Annotated in this window: 14 protein-coding genes; 3 read left to right on the forward strand and 11 right to left on the reverse strand. The window is 59.3% G+C overall.

All coding sequences use genetic code 11. The features are described from left to right. Positions 1 to 59: 59 nt before the first annotated feature. Together MWU49_RS04030 and MWU49_RS17845 are read right to left on the reverse strand one after the other, a co-directional pair. On the reverse strand, positions 60 to 1,028 hold the full coding sequence (locus MWU49_RS04030) for a glycosyltransferase family 2 protein (protein ID WP_246968466.1): 969 nt from the start codon (positions 1,026 to 1,028) through the stop codon (positions 60 to 62). A gap of 285 nt (positions 1,029 to 1,313) precedes the next feature. Further along, positions 1,314 to 2,435, reverse strand: coding sequence for a BamA/TamA family outer membrane protein (locus MWU49_RS17845; protein WP_246968469.1), 1,122 nt, complete (start codon positions 2,433 to 2,435; stop codon positions 1,314 to 1,316). Positions 2,436 to 2,745: 310 nt separating this feature from the next. Between MWU49_RS17845 and MWU49_RS04040 the strand changes: the two genes are divergently transcribed. After that, the gene (locus MWU49_RS04040) at positions 2,746 to 3,078 is read left to right on the forward strand and encodes a hypothetical protein (RefSeq protein ID WP_246968472.1); all 333 of its coding nucleotides are present in this window, start codon (positions 2,746 to 2,748) and stop codon (positions 3,076 to 3,078) included. A gap of 431 nt (positions 3,079 to 3,509) precedes the next feature. Here the strand turns inward: MWU49_RS04040 and MWU49_RS04045 are convergent, their stop codons facing one another. The 7 genes from MWU49_RS04045 to MWU49_RS04075 form a co-directional block, all read right to left on the reverse strand. After that, entirely contained in the window at positions 3,510 to 4,736 is a 1,227-nt protein-coding gene (locus MWU49_RS04045) for a hypothetical protein (RefSeq protein WP_246968476.1), read from the reverse strand. Then, complete coding sequence (locus MWU49_RS04050; RefSeq protein ID WP_246968479.1) at positions 4,720 to 5,421, reverse strand: ABC transporter ATP-binding protein; 702 nt, start codon at positions 5,419 to 5,421, stop codon at positions 4,720 to 4,722. Before MWU49_RS04050 ends, MWU49_RS04045 begins: the two co-directional genes overlap by 17 nt. Before the next feature lie 34 nt (positions 5,422 to 5,455). Further along, positions 5,456 to 6,736, reverse strand: coding sequence for an FtsX-like permease family protein (locus MWU49_RS04055; RefSeq protein WP_246968482.1), 1,281 nt, complete (start codon positions 6,734 to 6,736; stop codon positions 5,456 to 5,458). Further along, a complete protein-coding gene (locus tag MWU49_RS04060; RefSeq protein WP_246968485.1) occupies positions 6,733 to 8,052 on the reverse strand; it encodes an FtsX-like permease family protein in 1,320 nt (439 codons plus the stop codon). The genes MWU49_RS04055 and MWU49_RS04060 overlap by 4 nt, the downstream gene beginning before the upstream one ends. Continuing rightward, a complete protein-coding gene (locus MWU49_RS04065) occupies positions 8,049 to 8,804 on the reverse strand; it encodes an outer membrane lipoprotein-sorting protein (protein ID WP_246968488.1) in 756 nt (251 codons plus the stop codon). Before MWU49_RS04065 ends, MWU49_RS04060 begins: the two co-directional genes overlap by 4 nt. A gap of 79 nt (positions 8,805 to 8,883) precedes the next feature. Further along, positions 8,884 to 10,218: a DASS family sodium-coupled anion symporter gene (locus tag MWU49_RS04070; RefSeq protein ID WP_246968491.1), complete on the reverse strand. Its 1,335-nt coding sequence runs from the start codon at positions 10,216 to 10,218 to the stop codon at positions 8,884 to 8,886. A gap of 29 nt (positions 10,219 to 10,247) precedes the next feature. Beyond that, complete coding sequence (locus MWU49_RS04075) at positions 10,248 to 11,273, reverse strand: AraC family transcriptional regulator (RefSeq protein WP_246968493.1); 1,026 nt, start codon at positions 11,271 to 11,273, stop codon at positions 10,248 to 10,250. Between the two features lie 423 nt (positions 11,274 to 11,696). Between MWU49_RS04075 and MWU49_RS04080 the strand changes: the two genes are divergently transcribed. After that, entirely contained in the window at positions 11,697 to 12,752 is a 1,056-nt protein-coding gene (locus MWU49_RS04080; protein ID WP_246968496.1) for a hypothetical protein, read from the forward strand. A 176-nt stretch (positions 12,753 to 12,928) separates the two neighbouring features. Continuing rightward, positions 12,929 to 13,558: a porin family protein gene (locus MWU49_RS04085; protein ID WP_246968500.1), complete on the forward strand. Its 630-nt coding sequence runs from the start codon at positions 12,929 to 12,931 to the stop codon at positions 13,556 to 13,558. Positions 13,559 to 13,632: 74 nt separating this feature from the next. Here the strand turns inward: MWU49_RS04085 and MWU49_RS04090 are convergent, their stop codons facing one another. Together MWU49_RS04090 and MWU49_RS04095 are read right to left on the reverse strand one after the other, a co-directional pair. After that, on the reverse strand, positions 13,633 to 15,279 hold the full coding sequence (locus tag MWU49_RS04090) for an alpha/beta fold hydrolase (RefSeq protein WP_246968503.1): 1,647 nt from the start codon (positions 15,277 to 15,279) through the stop codon (positions 13,633 to 13,635). Between the two features lie 130 nt (positions 15,280 to 15,409). Then, a complete protein-coding gene (locus tag MWU49_RS04095) occupies positions 15,410 to 17,131 on the reverse strand; it encodes a neutral/alkaline non-lysosomal ceramidase N-terminal domain-containing protein (protein WP_246968506.1) in 1,722 nt (573 codons plus the stop codon). Between the last annotated feature and the right edge of the window lie 262 nt (positions 17,132 to 17,393).

The raw sequence follows: 17,393 nt of genomic DNA on the forward strand, positions 1-17,393 counted from the left end.
CATCTGACAACTTTCTGAACAAAATCCATGCCCAGATATGCAATACCCTTAAAAACATACTAACCCCATACATCCCTGATTACAGACTTAATCCCCGAATGAGCAGCATACTTTCCATTAACCCAGAATTTAAATACAGCCCGCAGCCTTTGAACAAGCTTCTGCTCGCGAATTGCAACACGCTCCTCCAAATTGCGCACCTCATCAGTTTTATATTGCAAGAACAACTCTAGATCGCGATTCTGGGAGGATGTTAATGAGACGATTCTGTTCACGCCGAGAAGAAAAGCTTTTTTCTGCTCAAGACTAAGCCTCTCACTACGCTTCCTTAGCGGATCGAGGAAGCGCCATATCAAGAGTTCTCTAAAATCTATTTTTTCGATGATTGGGGCGTTGCCAATAACCAATTTTGAAACATTATTCTCATGGCGCCTGTAGTATTGAAGAGCCGTATCTACGACCATTTTTGAAGACATTCCATCAGCCAGTTTTACCAGCCAATGATCGTGAGAATGGTATTCTTCCGGTATAGGAAGTGCCAACTCCAAAAACTCCCGCTTTATCAAGCAACAACAACCCATAACAAAGTCATCTAAATTCATACCTCCTGATCTGAATTGATCAAGCCTCGTGACCTCAAGCGGGTTTAGATGGGCATCTGTCAATACGGCATCGTTCATCAACAACAGCTTATCCGGGTTTTTTTCGGCCAGCGAAACCATTCTTTCTATTTTTTCCGGGAACCACACGTCATCCTGGTCACTTAAGAAAACAATGTCTCCCGTTGTTCGAATAAGAGCCTCATTGAAATTTCCACAATAACCATGGTTTTTTTTGTTTTTGTGAAAGACAACCTTGAATGGCGCCCTGGAAGAAAACTCATTCACGATCTCTTCCGTTATATCATTCGAACAATCGTCAGTAATAATCAGCTCATCGGGTAGCCGTGTTTGCGTCAAAAAACTCTCAAGCTGTTCCCTGATGTACTTTTCACCATTATATGACGCCATTGCGATAGAAATTTTCATAATGATTTACTGTGCCGGGCTTGGCATCAGGCTGATTACAGGTGGCAGAGGGCCATGCATCGACTGAACTAAATGCCCTTCTGCAATTCGGTAAACTCGCGCACCGCCGGCGACAAAAGCTCTCTTACCATAGTTCATTTTTTCATCGCCACTAAATCTAATATGACCAACGGTATCCGTGAGCACCTAATCCACTCTTACATGCTAACCCATTGAAAGAAAAGAAAGGATTTGCCTAACTGCGGATTTCGAGCGACGAATAGCACCACGCGATATTTTGATTGGCTAAAATCGCTCCCCAAGCTGGATAAAGAATACGCTGTCGCCTTCATCCGTAAAGGCCACATCCACGCCCAGATGCAGGGGCTTTTCGGCAGTAGTTTGCCAGTGGATGCCGGTGCCGACGCTCCAGGCGTTTTCGCCATCCAGGATCTGTTCCCGGTCATCGCTGATCCAGCCGGTATCGTAGAAGGCTTTCAGGGCCCAGCGCGGGCGGAACTTGTAGCGCCCTTCCAGGCGGGTGGTGAGGGCCACGTCATCCATATAGCGGCCATGGTTGTAGCCGCGCACCTGCATGGCGGAGCGGGCGAAGAACGGGGCGCCGCCGGTGGTGTGTTCCCAGGCGGCATTCGCGGCCAGCACTACCTTGTCCGTGAGGGAAGCGTAATAGCTGTAGTTGATATTGCTCTTGCCGTAGTCGAAATCACTGCCGAAGGTGTCGCCGTAGTCGTACCAGGAGGCAGTGAACATGACGCCACTGGTGGGGTAATAGTTGCTGTCACGGCTGTCGTAGGTGAGCACTACACCACCGGCGCCCATGGCGATGTCCTTTTCCAGCCCCGGCAGGAAGGGCAGTATCTGGCTCAGCTCCATTTCCACATCGCCGCGGGAATACACCACGGCCGGCCCGGCGAACCAGTGATCAGTTCCCGGCAGACGGAATTGGGTGCGCACCATGCCCAGCGACATGTCCAGGGAGTAGTCCAGCGGGTTGTCTGCAAACAGGCCCTCCCCGCCAAACCCGAAGTACTCCAGGTTGAGGGAGCCGGCACCTGCGGCGGCCATGATGCGCAGGCGATCATCAAACAGGTAGTTCTGGTGGAAGACCCCGGCCACCCAGCTGTCGGAGCTGGTGTACATGCCACCGACACCACTGGTGGGGTTGGGGCCCACGTGGTCCTCGCTTACCGGGTGCAGGTAAAGCGCCGCCAGCTGCAGGCCGGAGCCCAGGGTAGGGTTGGACATGGGAATCGGCACCACCACCAGGTTGCCACGGGTAATGGGCTGGGCGTCCGCGCCCTTTTCAATGCTCGCCATGAACTCGTCGGTTTCGGTTGCCACCGCAGCCATTGCCGGGCCGCCCAGCAGCAGGCCTGTCGTGATCCCGATCCATCGTGCCTGTTTCACCCCGCCTCCTCTGGGCTTTGTATGCCTCAGTACCGCCCCGCAGATTACGTGAACTGCCCTGGCAATGCAGTGATTTATCCCCTACCCGCCCCCCCCGCATCAGACGAAATCAGTATGCAAAATGGGCACGAAACGTTGATATTGCAGTGCCACTATTTGTGCCAAGCTCGGTTTCACTGAAGGAACGCAATAAAAGACTACACAGACGTTACAGCTTTACTGCGATACGACAACAGGACGATTTCGGGTTGCGCAGTAAGGTGAATAACAGGACGACTGTTAGCCAATAACAAAAAGGGAAGGATTGTTCATGTCAGCACTTAAATTGCATTTGTGCGGTGCCGCAATGGCTGGCGCCCTGCTCCTTACAGGCCAGGCCCAGGCTGCCGACCAACAGGCCACGGTGATTCTCAGCCAGAGCTGTGAATACCTACTGCTCAATTCCAGCTCCGGGATGGTGCTGGTTAAACAACTGGATGGCCTCAGCCCGCAAGCCGGCGATACCCTGAAGGGCAATTTCACTCCCGGCGATTTCAGTAATCTGCAAAACACCCGCAACCAGGACTCCATGCAAGTGTGGGTCGACCTGGTTGACCCGCACAGCAGCAAGGCCCTGAGCCAGTACGGCCGCTACTGCGCCTGATTCACATCCCCCCGTGTTCTCTCCACCCGCTTCCGGAGCTTTGCTCCGGGGTGCGGGTGTCTCCTGTTCAGCCTCCCCCCTTTGGGACCGCCCTTTGGACGGATCGCCTTGCGAGCAAGGCTCCTACAAGGGCACGGCCCGCGCATTACCCTCCGCTCTCGCTCCTCTGGGAGTCTGCCTGCAGACGAAGAGGTGGGAATTCGCTCGCAGGCATACCCTGACGAGAACAGAGAGCTCCCACACAGGGAATGGCAGCCTTGGTTTGTAGGAGTCCATGCTTGCATGACGATCCAGCGCAGGCGCAAGCCTGATAACCGCATCGCCTTGCGAGCAAGGCTCCTACAAGGGTACGGCCCGCGCATTAGCCTCCGGCATCGCTCCCACAGGGCATGAGCGTGGCTGCACGTGAAGGGTTGCCACCGTATTTTCGATCAGAAATACACTTGCCAGCGCAGGGTCAGGCTGGCGGGTATGGGGCCGAATTCGGAGCTGGGCAGGCCGGTGCTGTTGAGGCCTTTGCCGCCACCGGTGGCCAGCGACAGCAACAGCTCGGATTCATTACTGACGGAGTAATGCAGATTGAGCTGATGCAGGAAGGAGGCGTGCACATCGCTGTCTTCATCTTCCAGGGCGCTGGTGAGCAGCAGATAGCTGCCGCGCCATAGCGGGGTGAGTTCTTTTTCCACGGCCAGGCCGAGCACGTTGCGGGCCTGCTGTTGCTTCAGGGTGAACGGGATGGCCGGGTCGGCCAGGAACACCGGGAGTTCGCTTTCCCGGCTGGCACCCGCGGACTGGTAGTACCATTCGGCCACCACGACCCAGTCACTGGCAAAGCGGTAGTCGAGCCCTGCGATGGCGAACACCGGAGTCTCATCACTGGCCTCCAGCTCATAGACGGCGCTTTCCACCCGCCAGCCCATGCCGCCCCAGGCACTTTCCCAACCGGCCCCGAGGATCTGGTCTCGATCTACCGTGGCGGCCAGCAACAACAGTTCCGATTGCTCGCCGATCTGGCCTCGATAATACCCTGCCCCGCTGTCACGTTGGTCGCTGTGCTGGGGGGCGGCAACGGCGGCGAAGGCCAGCGAGGAAAAGTCCGACGGCCAGGTTTCCACCAGCAACGCATCCACCCCGGGTTTGAATTCGGTATCCAGATCCGTGGGGGCGAAGGCACCGAACACATTGTGTGGTTGCCACAGGCGCCCAGTGCCCCAGTCGATGGGCTGCCGACCGGCGGTGACGGCGAACAGGTCGGTCATGTAACGCCAGGACAGACGATCGATTTCGTGCCCTGCCCGGGTCTGTTGATTACCCGTCGTTTCGTTGAGCCAATCACTGGACAGGTCCCGCCAGCGAAACTGGCTGACGCCGGGCTCGGTGAGCGGGAAGTTGTCCCGGTGCAGGCGCACCAGCCGCAGGTGGGCGGAAAAATCGCCGAAGCGGGTCACCGGATCGGCCATCAATCGTGCGGTTTGCTGATCGGCACTGAGGCTACGCTGATCTTCATCCACATAACCCAGATCCCCGGGCTGGGCGTAGGCGGTGGTGCCGGTAAGGGATAGCCGGGCACTGAACGGGGATGCCTGTACCCAAGGCACCGTGACCAGCAGCAGGCTGGTCAGCAGGGTACGCCGTGCGCGGTTACTGCGCTTGCACATCCGCGATGACCTTGTCGTGCTCGATTTTGCCATCGCGGAGCTGAATGATGCGCTCGGCCCGTTCCATGACCCGGGGATCGTGGGTGGAAAACAGGAAGGTGGTTTTTTCCTCGTGGGACAGCTTGTGCATGATATCCAGCAAGGCGGTGGCGTTGTCGGAATCCAGGTTGGCGGTGGGCTCATCGGCCAGTACCAGCCGCGGCCCGCTGGCCAGGGCGCGAGCCACGGCAACCCGTTGTTGCTGGCCACCGCTGAGCGCCGAGGGCCTGCGCTCCATGACCTTGCCCAGCCCCACCAGATCCAGATAATGCCGGGCGCGCTCGCGCCGCTCCGATTCCGGCCTGCCCTGCAGCACCATGATCAGCTCCACGTTTTCCAGCGCGCTGAGCACCGGCACCAGATTGTAGGCCTGAAACACAAAGCCAAGCTGAAACAACCGGAAGTCCGACAGCTGGGATTCGTTCAGGGCGGTGACATCGGTACCGTTGAGATGCACGCGGCCATCCGTAGGGCTGTCGAGCCCGCCAATGATGTTCAGCAAGGTGGTCTTGCCAGAACCGGATGGGCCGACCAGCGCGGCGAACTCCCCCTCTTCCACCTGCAGATTGATGTCGGTAAGGGCATGCACTTCGATATCGCCCTGGCGAAAGGTCTTGCTGATATGTTCCAGTCGTACCAGCGTCATGGTGTGCATCCTTTTCTGCTGAACGTTGCCATGGTCAGGTTCTCAATGCCGCCACCGGAGTCACTCTTGCCGCCTTGATGGCCGGATAGATCCCCGTGGTCAGGGTAGTCAGGAAGACGATCAGGGTGAGTTGCAGTACCCGCGCCTGAGACAGCTCCGTGCGCACTACCGGATCCATGAAGGTGCCGGCCACGGCGGTGCTGTCACCGAGCATGCTGGTGAGATCCAGGCCGTGATGGGAGAACCACAGGTGCACCAGACCGCCCAGCGTCCAGCCGATGCCCACGGCCAGCACGCTGAGCAGGGTGGCCTCCATGAAGACCATCAGCAACAGATGCAGGCGGCTCAGGCCCAGCGCCCGTAGCAAGCCGAATTCCCGGGTCCGCTCCAGAACACTCATCAGCACGGTATTGACGATGCCGAACACGATCAGCACCAGAATCACTGCCAGAAAGACATAGGCGCCGGCACTGTCGAGCACCACAAACTGCACCAGTTGCGGCATCATCTGCTGCCAGTCCAGCACTGCGATGGAAGCGCTGCCCAGTTTGCTGTCGATGCGAGAGGTCCACTCACTCAGGCTGTCCGGATCGTTGAGCGACACCGCCAGCCGGGTCAGCGGTTCACTGGCAGGATCGGCGCCTTCGGCCACCAGGAAATGACGGGCCAGTGCCAGGTTGCTGATCACCAGATAGTTGTCCAGCTCATCCATGCTGGAATCAAAGATGGCCCGCACCCGTCCCAGCTGGGCTTCGGAATCCCCGCCCCGCTTGCCGGCCATGACCACGATCTTGCCGCCCACTTTCACCTTGAGCTTGCGGGCCATGCCTTCGCCGATGATAACGCCGCGCTCGTCATCCGCCGCCAGCCAGTCGCCTTCCATCAGGAACGGTTTGAGCATTTGCGCACGTTGATCGGTGGCGGCCATGCCTTCCAGCCCCGCGCCCACAGAGTTGTAGGGGGAACTGACCAGCACCCGCAGGGCGATGCGGGCATCCACCTGGCCGGGCAATTCCAGCGCCAGCAGTTGCTCACGCAAACGGCCACCCTCGGCCAGATACTTGTCGTTGGCCGGGGCCTGCAGGTAGCCCACGGGCTGCACGGTGATATAGCCCTCACCCAGCTTGATAGCATTGCGGATCATGGAGTTGTGCGAGCCATCGTTGATGCCGATAAAGAACACCGCCAGCACGAAGCCGATGCCGATGGAACTCAGGGTGATCAGAGTGCGTTTGGGATGGCGCCAGAGGTTGCGCCAGGTGAGGCGCATCAGCAGCGCCGGATGCAGGTGCCCGTGACGTGGCGTAGCACTCATCGCATGGCCTCCACCGGTTTCAGGCGAATGCTGCGCCAGGAGGGAATCAACGAGGCCAGCAGGGCCACCACGATCATCATCAGACTGGCGTAGAGCACATGGGACGGTTCCAGCCAGCCCTTCATCACCGGTTCGAAGATGATCCCGCCCCAGTCATAGCCATCCGGCATCATGTCGCTGAAATCGATGCCGGTGTCTTCCATGCGCAGGCCCAGCCAGCTGCCCAGCAAGGCACCGATGACGGCGGACAACAACGACAGGCATAGCGCTTCCAGCAGCACCATCACCAGCAGCCAGTGTTTTTTCATGCCAATGGCCATGAGGATACCGAACTCGCGGGTGCGCTCATGGACCGCCATCAGCATGGTATTGAGCATGCCCAGCGACGCCAACGCGACAATGATCAGGCCGATGATCAGGGTCATGCTGTTGCTCACTGCCAGCATTTCCGACACCGCCGGGTTGAGCTCTTTCCAGTTACGCACCTGTACCGGCCCGCCCCATTCATCCAGCGGTGTCTGCTGTTCCAGCAGCGCCAGCTTGTCCTGCAGTGCCATCTGGATGGCCTCCAGCTGGTCCAGATCGTCCAGCAGGATGGCCAGCTCGTGGAAGCCCTCTTCCAGAAACATGAGTTGCCGGTAGGCCTCAAGCGACATGACCACGCCCATGCGATCAAAATTCAGCTCCATGGGGTTGAGCACCGCGGTCACTACAAAGAGCGCATTACCGATACTGCCGTCGGCGGCCTGGGTGACCAGCACCAGTTCATCGCCCGGGGCCAGGCGCATGTTCCTGGCCAGTTGCGCCCCCACCGCCACCCCATAGCGGGCAATGCCCTGTTCGGTCTCGTCGATGACGCCCAGCGCTACCTCGCCCTGACGAACCTGCCCCAGCATCCGCGTCACTGCACGCTCGCGCTCCGCATCCACAGCACGGATCATCACACCGGTAGACGTCTCGGTGGTGCTGGCCAGCCCGGCGGCATACAGCCGCGGCGCCACATGCAACTGGGGAAAATCCGCTTCGATGGCTTCCAGCCAGGGCCAGGGCAGGGTTGCGTAGAGATCCTGATCATCTGCAAAAGCCTGACGGTGCACCTGAATGTGGCCGGTGGACACTTCCGTGGCGTACACCACCATTTGCCGGGTCATCCCGGTCATCAGGGAGGCATTGAAGATCACCATGGCCAGCCCGCCAGACAGGGCGCAGACGGTGAGCAGGGAGCGCACTGGATAGCGCCACAGGTTACGCCAGGCCATGAACAGGAAGATCCGCAGGCGCGAACCGGACAGATCCTGAACTGACGACGGGCTCATGGTGTGATCCGGCCGCGCTTGAGGGTTTTCAGGGAGAAGAAATCAGTGTCCAGCGGGATGTCGAAGACGATGTCATGGTAGGTAATCACGGTGGACTCACCGGGTTTGTCTTGCGGGGTCAGGCTGAGGCGCATGGGGATGGTGCGGTCTTCCTGCTGCTGCCACTGGTCAAACACCAGGGTGCGAATCAGGGTGCCTTCCTCGTCGTAATACCAGGCGCGGTACGGTGCCAGCACCTGTTGATCGATGGTCATCACCACCTTGCCCCACACCACTGCCGCATCAGGTTTCGGAATGGAGGTAATCTCGATGATGGCCTGCCCGTCCCGCTCGCCTTCAAAGGTGATCTGCGAGTCGTAATCGTCTTCGAAGGTGCTTTCCTTGACCAGATCATCGTTGGTGAAATGGCTGCCCATCCAGGAGCCGGCCATCATGCTCGAAGGTACCTTGGTGACACGATTGATCTTGGGCAGGTAATTCCAAATGTTCTGCTCCACCTTGAGGGTGGCCACGCCCTTGTCCTTCACCGGTTGCTCGATAACGATCAGGGAATAGTGTTTGCCGCGGGACCAGGCCTGCATGGTCATGGCGCGTTCATAACGACGGGTGGTCACCGTCATGGTCATGGTGGCCTGGGAGGTTTTACCTCGCCAGAGACCATCAATATGGCGCATCAATGCATCCGCATCCCGGGCCAAGGCCAGCGACGGCAGCAGCATCAGCAAGGCAAGATAACGGAAAAAAGCGCTCACAAACCCTCCCTGGATTTCACACTCTGACCCTAACACTATGCCAGCGTCATTCCCTGACCGGTATCAACTCTACAGCGAATTACTGCAGCCAGGGCACCAGCACCGCCAGCACTACGGCGGCGATTAGATTCAACACCACCCCGGCGCGGATCATGGTTTTCTGCGGCACAAAACCGCTGCCGTAAACCATGGCGTTGGGCGGGGTGGCCACCGGCAGCATGAAGGCACAGCTGGCACCGAAGGCCACCAACAGGGCCACGGCTATGGGGTCCGCGCCCACCGCGGCGCCTACCGGCATCAGCAGCGGCACCAGCAAGGCGGCACTGGCGGTGTTGCTGGCCATTTCGGTGAGAAAGATCACGAAGGTGCCAAGGATCAGGTAGACCAGCCAGGTCTGCCCCTCCGGCAACAGGCCACTAATGCCATCAGCCAGCCATCCACTGGCACCGGAACTCTGCAGCAGGGTGGACAGGGTAATGCCACCACCGAACAGTAACAGCACGCCCCAGTTGGCATGCTGCTCCACTTCCTTCCAGCTCACGCAGCCGGTGATCCCCAGCAGCACGATGGCCAGTACCGCCACCCAGGTATCGAACCCTTTCTCGATGGAGAGGAGATCCGCCAGTGGCGCACCGAACACCCACAGGGCCACGGTGAACAGGAAGATCGCCAGGGTCATTCTGGCCCCCAGGCTGTCGGGAAATTGCACCCGGTCATGCACATCTACCCGTGGCAGATTGGTTTCCGGCCGGCACACCGCATAGAGAATCAGCAGGGCCAAGGGGAACATGACCAGAAACACCGGCAGTCCGGCAGCCAGCCATTCGTTGAAGGTCCAGTCCAGGGCGGCGGCGGCAATGGCATTGGGGGGGCTGCCCACCAGCGTGGCCATGCCGCCAATGTTGGCCGACCAGGCCAGCGCCAGCAGCAGGAACACACGGTAGCGGGGATGCTCCTGCGCCAGCGGAGCCGACATGCCCAGCGCAATGGGCAACAACATGGCGGTGGTAGCGGTGTTGCTGATCCACATGGACAGCAAGGCGGTAGTCAGCGACAACAGCAATGCCGCCGGCAGGGCCCTGCCCCCCGCCAGCAGCAACAGTTTCTGGGCCAGCCAGCGGTCGATGCCGTGCTCACCCAGTGCCGCGGCCAGGGCAAATCCGCCCAGAAACAGCGCCACCACCGGGTGGGCGAAACCGGCCAGGGCCGCGTTGATGTTGGATAATCCCAGCGCCACACCCAGCACCGGCACCATCAGGGCAGTGAAGGTAAGCGGCAATGCTTCGGTGAGCCACAGCAGGCCGATCAGCACCAGCAAGGCCAGGCCGGCACCGGTTACGGGATCGTCTGGCAGCGTGGCGGCCAATACCGCCGCCAGTATCGATCCGGCAATCAAACCCAGTCGCATGATCATGTGGATTCACTTCCCTGTGGTATGTGTTGTCAGCTGTTCTGGTTCCGGTACTCCAGTGGCGTCATTCCAGTCCAGCGGATAAAGCTTCGGGTAAAGGCGCTGTGTTCGGAATAACCGACCAGCAAGGCGATGTCGACCAGCCCGAGGCGCGTTTCGCGCAGATAACGCTCGGCGATTTCCCGGCGCACGGCGCCCAGCTCCTTGAGAAAACTGGTGCCGGCCTCGGAGAGTTGTCGCTGCAAGGTACGCACCGACACGCCCATGTTTTTCGAGACCGTGGCAATGTCGGGATTGTGTTCTGGTAACAGACGGCTGATACGGCGGCGCACCTCGTCCACCAGCGGCGACGCACTGGGCAGCTGCGCCAGCAAGGCGTCGGCCTGCTCTTCCAGCATGGCGAGCATGGCCGGATCGGCCGTATCCAGTGGCTGCAGCAAAAGACCCATGTCCATGCTGATGATGGTTTCCGGCTGATCGAATTGCACCGGGCAGCCGAAATAACGCTCGTACTCACTCGTGTCATCCGGCCATGGATTGATAAACGAGACCTGTAGCGGGGAGAGGTTCACGCCACTCAATCGTCGGCAGATATGCACCAGTACGGTAATCGCGGTTTCATCCACCAGCGGGCCGGGCCGGCCATGGTCCGCATCCCAGACCAGCTCAATACTGATGCCGCTGCTGCGCACTTCCAGTGGTGTCACGTCATAGATCAGGCGCTGGTAACGATGCAGGCGATTCAACGCCTCCCCCAGATTCTGCGATGCCATGACTACATAGCCCAGTACACCGATATGGCGTGGACCCAGGGTCTGGCCCAGGTGCAGACCGAGCAGCGGGTCCTGTAAATGGGTTGCCGCACAGTCCAGCAACTCACGCCAGTCGCCAATGGGGATATCCGCATTGAGAGGGCTGTCCGCCCGTGGCCGGGGCAATGGCAACAGACCCTCGCTGTCGACGCCCTGTTGATCCAGATACTCGTACAACGCCAACACGAAGCTGGCCGGTATGCGGCGGCGGGGAGCAGCTTGTGGTGGTGACAGGGAAACCGGCATGGGCCATCAGCTGAACAAGGGACTTGGCGTAAAGTGTTAAATTTGCTGGCAGTGGCTGTCAAGCGAGTCGGCTGGGCGATCGCCATACTAAGGAACGTCAAAGGCCAAACCGGTGTGTAGTCCAGGTTTGGTTGTTGTAGGAGTCCATGCTTGCATGACGATCCAGCGCAGGCGAAGCCTGCTGTTCACCGCCATACAGGCAGGCAGATTCGCATCGCTCCCTTTTCGGGTCGGCCTTCGGCCTGATCGCCTTGCGAGCAAGGCTCCTGCAGTTTTGGCGATAGGAGCCACCCACGCCGAGGTCGCTTTCCTGAACAAACGGTAACTGGCATCCGGCACTCACCTACCAGCATGATGAAACGGCAGCGGCAGATTAACCGCGATTGCCAACAGACAGGTTTTGACGCACCAGGGAGAACAACAATGTCCACCTTCAAACAGATCACTGATTTCGACGGTTCCCGCGATGCCCACGGCCAACAGGCCCGTGTGGAAGATACCCGCGCCGCCGCTGGCGATTTCCGCAAGGCCATGCTGGCCGGTCCCAAGGCGCGCTACTTCCGCTCCTTCGATCTGGTGCGTGTCCCCTACCCGTCCCGTTACGGTCTGCGTAATGCCTTTTCCCGGGAGAAGTGGGTGGAATACCTTCATATCCAGAACCGTTTGTTCGTGGTGCAGTTCGACACTCCGGAAGGCACCAAGACCATGCTGGTCTCGCCGTCCGATCATGAACGCGGTGGCGAAACGCCTTTTTTCCGTCGTCTGCAGGACAAGAACCCGGAGGTGCTTTCCAACCTGATCGTAAAGCGCCAGAGCACGGTGCCCGAGATCATCGCCGCTATTGGCCTCAAGCCGGAAGACATCGATTACATCACCTACGATCACCTGCACACCCAGGATGTACGCCGCTGGCTCGGTACCAACATGGAGCCGGCAGTGTTCCCCAATGCCAAGCTGCTGGTGCACTGGCGCGAATGGGAATCCACCCTGGACCTGAATCCCTACCAGGCGGACTGGTACTGCCCCAATGGCATCGCCGGTATCCCCGAGGACAAGGTGATCAAGTTTGATGGTTCCATCATGCTGGGCGATGGCGTAGCACTGGTGCATACCCCCGGGCATACTGAGGGCAATCACTCTATTGTGGTTCACACCGATGAAGGCATTTGGGTAACCAGCGAGAATGGCGTGAGTGTGGATGCCTATGCGCCGGAGCTGTCCACCGCCAGCGGCGTGGCCGAGTATGCGAAGACCCTCGGCACAGAAGTGATCATCAACGGCAACACCCTGGAGAATTCCGTGGACCAGTACATTTCCATGGTGCAGGAAAAAACCATTGCCGGGCCCTCACAGCGCGATCCGCGTTTCCCCAACATGTTCCCGTCTTCGGAGATGACCCCGTTCTGGGCATTTCCGGGCACCAAGCCGGCGTTCTATGTGGGTGAAGCCCACCACGGAACCCTGACACTGCCCAAGTGATGCAATGAGCCTCGCCTGCAATGGCGGGGCTCTGGCCCTCCCCCCTGTCAAAACCGCGTTTTTTCCCTGCGCATATACCAGATGGTAGATGCTCCCCGGCTTACCCCGAAGGCATGATTCCCGACCGAACTTACTGCTCCTTGAGCATTTTTCACTGCAACAACACGGGAATTGAAATGCAGAAAACGACACTTTGCGCGCTTCTTGCCTCCACGCTTGCCGCCCCTCTGGCCCACGCCGATAACTTCACCGGGATCTATGCCGGTGCCGCGCTGGGTTCGGTCAACGCGGATCACACCTTGAGCATCCCTGGCACTCCAATCAAGCAAGACCTGGACTCGGACTCACAGACCAGTTTTGCCCTGCTCGCCGGCTACGGCACGACGATCAACCAGTTTTACCTGGGCGCTGAACTGGACTGGCGGAACGGTCTCGGGGAATCCTCCGCCACGTTTCTGAACGGTGAAATTTCCACAGAGACCGATGGCACGCTGGGCCTGAGTGTACTGCCGGGTTATCTGATCAGTGACAACCTGCTGGTGTTTGCCCGCCTCGCGTATCTGGAAGGCGACATGGACTTTGAAGTCACCAACACCATTAATGGCATGAGTGCCACGGAGACTGACAGTGGCAATTACACTGGCTGGGGTCTTGGGGGGCAGTATTTTGTGAACGACAATCTTGCCATCCGACTGGAATACCGTGAGTTCGAATCGGATACCTTCGAGTACTTCATTGATGTGCCTTTCGAGGTGGAATCCGACGCCATTGATGCCTTTGAACTGGGCCTGGTTTATCAGTTCTGATGCCTCAGGCCCGGCGTGGTGAGCACCGCGCCCGGGCCTCAGCTTTCATCTATCACTGGTCGCCGTTCACCTTTTCAACCCTCTCCCTCCATCATCGACATCCATTTCCCGAAGTAGTCATCAATGTGAGTCAGGCACAGAGTCAGCCCGGCCCCTTCGATGGTATCCAGCCTTAATGCCGGATTCATCTCAGTGAGCCGCTGCGTCTGCGCCAGCGGAAAGGTGCTGTTGCAGCTACCGGCAACGGCCTGCACCGGCACGCTGATCCTGCGCAACAACGGGGTCCAGTCGGTTGCTACGGTGTGCAGCATATCCAGCTCATGCCCTTTTGAATGCTGGTTGAGGTTGAACGCGTAAGAGGCAACAGACACCTTCTTGCCGGAGGCCGTATCAAAAAACGGCAGCTCGTGGGGGGCGCCCTCGAACACCATCTCCATCCATTTTTCCGGACCGTACTTGCGTGCTTTCACCTGCCCCAGCCGCAACAACAGGCGAATCATCCAGAAGGCATGCCGGGCAGACCAGATAAACATGCGCTGATTACGGGGAACAGGATCCAGCGTGTCCTGATTGTCATAGGGGACCGGCGGCGACACGGCAAAGAGGCCCTGGACCTGTTGCGGGCGTTTGTCAGCAAAGGCCAGCGCAGGCACGAACCCAAAGTCGTGGCTGAGCAACGAGACCTTGTTCCAGCCAAGGTGGTCCAGGATGGCCAAGCAATCCTGGATCTGTGTTTGCAGCAGTTCGTCCTTCTTGCCCGGTGGTTGCGTTCGACCGTAACCGGGCCGCTCCACGATCAGTACATCCAGACCTTCACGACGCGCCCAGTCCCGTTCCTGCTCAAACTCTCCCGCGCCGAAATAGGCGCCGTGAAAGCACAGCACCGGTCTGCCGCCGGGCTTGCCAAAGCGACGCCAGCCAATGCGCCGGGTCTCCCTGACCGATTCCCCCAGATTCAGCGGATTCGAGGAAAGATGCGCGGGTTGTGCATGCTCTACTGCGGAAGTTTGTGGCTGGCTGGCAAGGGCCGATGCCAACGCTGCCGCCTGCACCTGGCTGGTCGCGCCCAGCTTGTTCAGTACCGTCTTGATCTGCTGACGCACGGTGCCAACGGTGCTGTTGCGCTGCTGGCTGATCTGCTCGCTGGTCATCCCCTGGGCAAGGCAGGCGAGAATGGCGCGTTCGGCTTCAGTGAGTTGAAAGATGTCTTCGAGAGCGTGATCGATGGACTCGGACCACTGGCACTCAATGGCCCGCAACAGGAAGATCTGGTGCTGGGCCTGATAGAAGCCGATAAACATCACCGGCATGCTCTGGTTTACATCGGGAAAGGTGCGCAGCAGGGACGGCCCTTCGTGTTTCACAATGCGCTGCTGAAAGGCATCGAATTCGGCGCGCCTGACGCCCATGCCCAGTACGCTTTCCCCCTCCGTCACCGCAAACAGGCTGGCAGCGGCCGGATTGCGAGCCAGAATGACCCCGGTTTCGGACAACACCATCGCCGGCGCACCATCGTCCTGCACCAGAGCACGCAGTTGATCGTTCAGCTCGGCCTGCTGCTCGACGTCTTCCAGCAGCAGCGCAAGCGTTAACGCCGTATCCGCGCTCAGCCCCTTCTGTGCACGGGTGGCGGGCTCCAGCCAGTTCAGCAGACGTTCATAATCCTGCTCGCCCTGCATGATGGACATCACCAGGTCTTTGACGTCGGTTTGGTTGTTCACTGTTTCAATGGATAAGCCGCCAGCCTCCTGTGACATCTGTAAGCCCCCCTGCGTCACTGGCACTGATGACGAATTCTAAAGCGTTGTGTGCCTGTATCAAATCCGGCGCTGCTGCCCTCCCCACAGTCTCTCAGGACCGTGGAGGCAAACCGCTGCGCAGGGCCAGCTCACTGTCAGGCACTGTGACCGGCATGGTATGGGTGTCATAGCGGCGCAACGCCCGGGGTGCCTTCAATGCCTCGGCCAGCGAGACAAAGCAGGTCTGGAACGCCCCCAGAGTCCACTGGCCATACACCGTATGACCGCCTTCATAGGCTTGCTCCTGATACTCCTCGTAAGTGGTCACATACCCCATGTAATCGTTGCAGTAGGTATTGATCAGGCAGGTTTCCCCGTCGTTCAGGGACAACGACTTCGCCACCGTACTGACCAGCCGCCGCCCGGCCACCGTGGTGAACTCCCCGGGCGCACAGACCAGGCGCAGGTTGCCGAGACGAAGGATCTGCAGGGGAAGAACCGTTGGCACCATCGGGCTTTGCGTTAGCGCCCCAAGCTTCGCCTGACGCTTCAGCTCTGCGACCAGAGGATCGGCCAGATCCGGCAGGGGAATCTGGCCCAGGGTGTAACCCAATACGGTCTTGCGCCCCGCATTGAGCAGTATGTCTTTTGGCCCCTGGCTGTCATACAGCTTGCGATACTCGCTGTGTTGCGCAGCTTCCGGTTTGAGCTTCTTGCGTCGCTCTGACCGCGCCAGCTGTCTTGCCGCGAAGCCCAGTGGTGCCGGCATGCCCGGACCATCGATGGGGGTGCCGAGGAAAAAACCGACCCCATGACAGGGGGAACTGGTTCTGGCGTCTTGCCGACCTCCTGCAAATTCGGCAGCGACGGTCTGATCACTCATGTCTGCATAGGTCAGCACCCCATCCAGCTCGCCAGTGACGGGCTGGCCGGTTTCGTCGAGCATGGCAAAGGCATGCTCGCTCTGTTGCTGGCCGTTCTGTCGGGCATAGGCATATTCGGCTTCGCCACGAAGTTTACGCCGACGCTTGCGATCCCCCGGGCCATGGTAGTGGGGTGACACATCCCCCGCGGTGCCCTGGGCAAAAATCGCCACCGGATTCTCTGCGCCCAGCGCTTTCAGGCTGGACTCCGCATGCAATGCCGCGTAGCCCTTGTTGTCACCATCATGACTGGACAGTTGGCTGCCCAGGCAGGTGGCATGCACCCCGAACAGGGAGAGCAGCGCCTCCACCTTGCCCGCACGATGAAAACTGATCAGGTGCATGGTGCGGTCCAGCGCCAGGTGAGTCTTGTCAGGTGTTTTTGGCGCTACATCCGGGTTTCGGTTGTAGGCTTTCAGAGAGCGGTTCCAGGCCACCGGCACGGGATCCGGAACGGGCTTTTGGCGATACTCGATGAGGGTGGGCTGGCGCGATTGTAGCGCCGCCAGTAGCGACGACAAGGCGGCCTCCACCACCGCCTCAAGGTGCGCCGGAACAAAGCCCGGGGTCACCAGGTTGTAAAGCCCTTCATGGGCACAGCCACCGGGGCCGGAATGGGTGTGAGTGCAGGTCAAGACCAGGCGGCTTTCGTCGAGATCTTCGCCAAGCTGCTCGCGGAGCCCTGCCACCACACCCTGTCGCATGGCATGGGTGATGTAGCCCAGATCAAGACAGCAGTAAAGCAAGGACCCCGACTCGTCTTGTGCCTCATCAGTGATGACAAAACTGCGAGCAAAGAGAGGATTGCGAACCGCCGTGGCACGGTGGCCCGGCTGTCCGAAACCGTGCATGGCATAGCCACAGGGCTCGATATCAATTTCCTGTTTTGCCCACCCCACCCGATAATCCATTGCAGCTCCCTCGCCTGATTATTTGTGCACGAACGTACCAGATTAAATATTGGCGTCACAAGGGGCCATCGGGCCACTTTGGGCATGGAACGCTCCGACTCAGGCTATATGTGGGAGCTCTCTGTGCTCGTCAGGATATGCCTGCAAACGAAATCCCTTCTTCTGCAGGCAGACTCCCATCGCCAAAACCGTAGGAGCCTTGCTCGCAAGGCGATCAGGCCGGAGGCCGACCCGGAAGGGAGCGAAGCGAATCCGTCTGCCT

Source organism: Alcanivorax sp. S6407 (assembly GCF_023016115.1).
Classification (GTDB): Bacteria; Pseudomonadota; Gammaproteobacteria; order Pseudomonadales; family Alcanivoracaceae; genus Alcanivorax.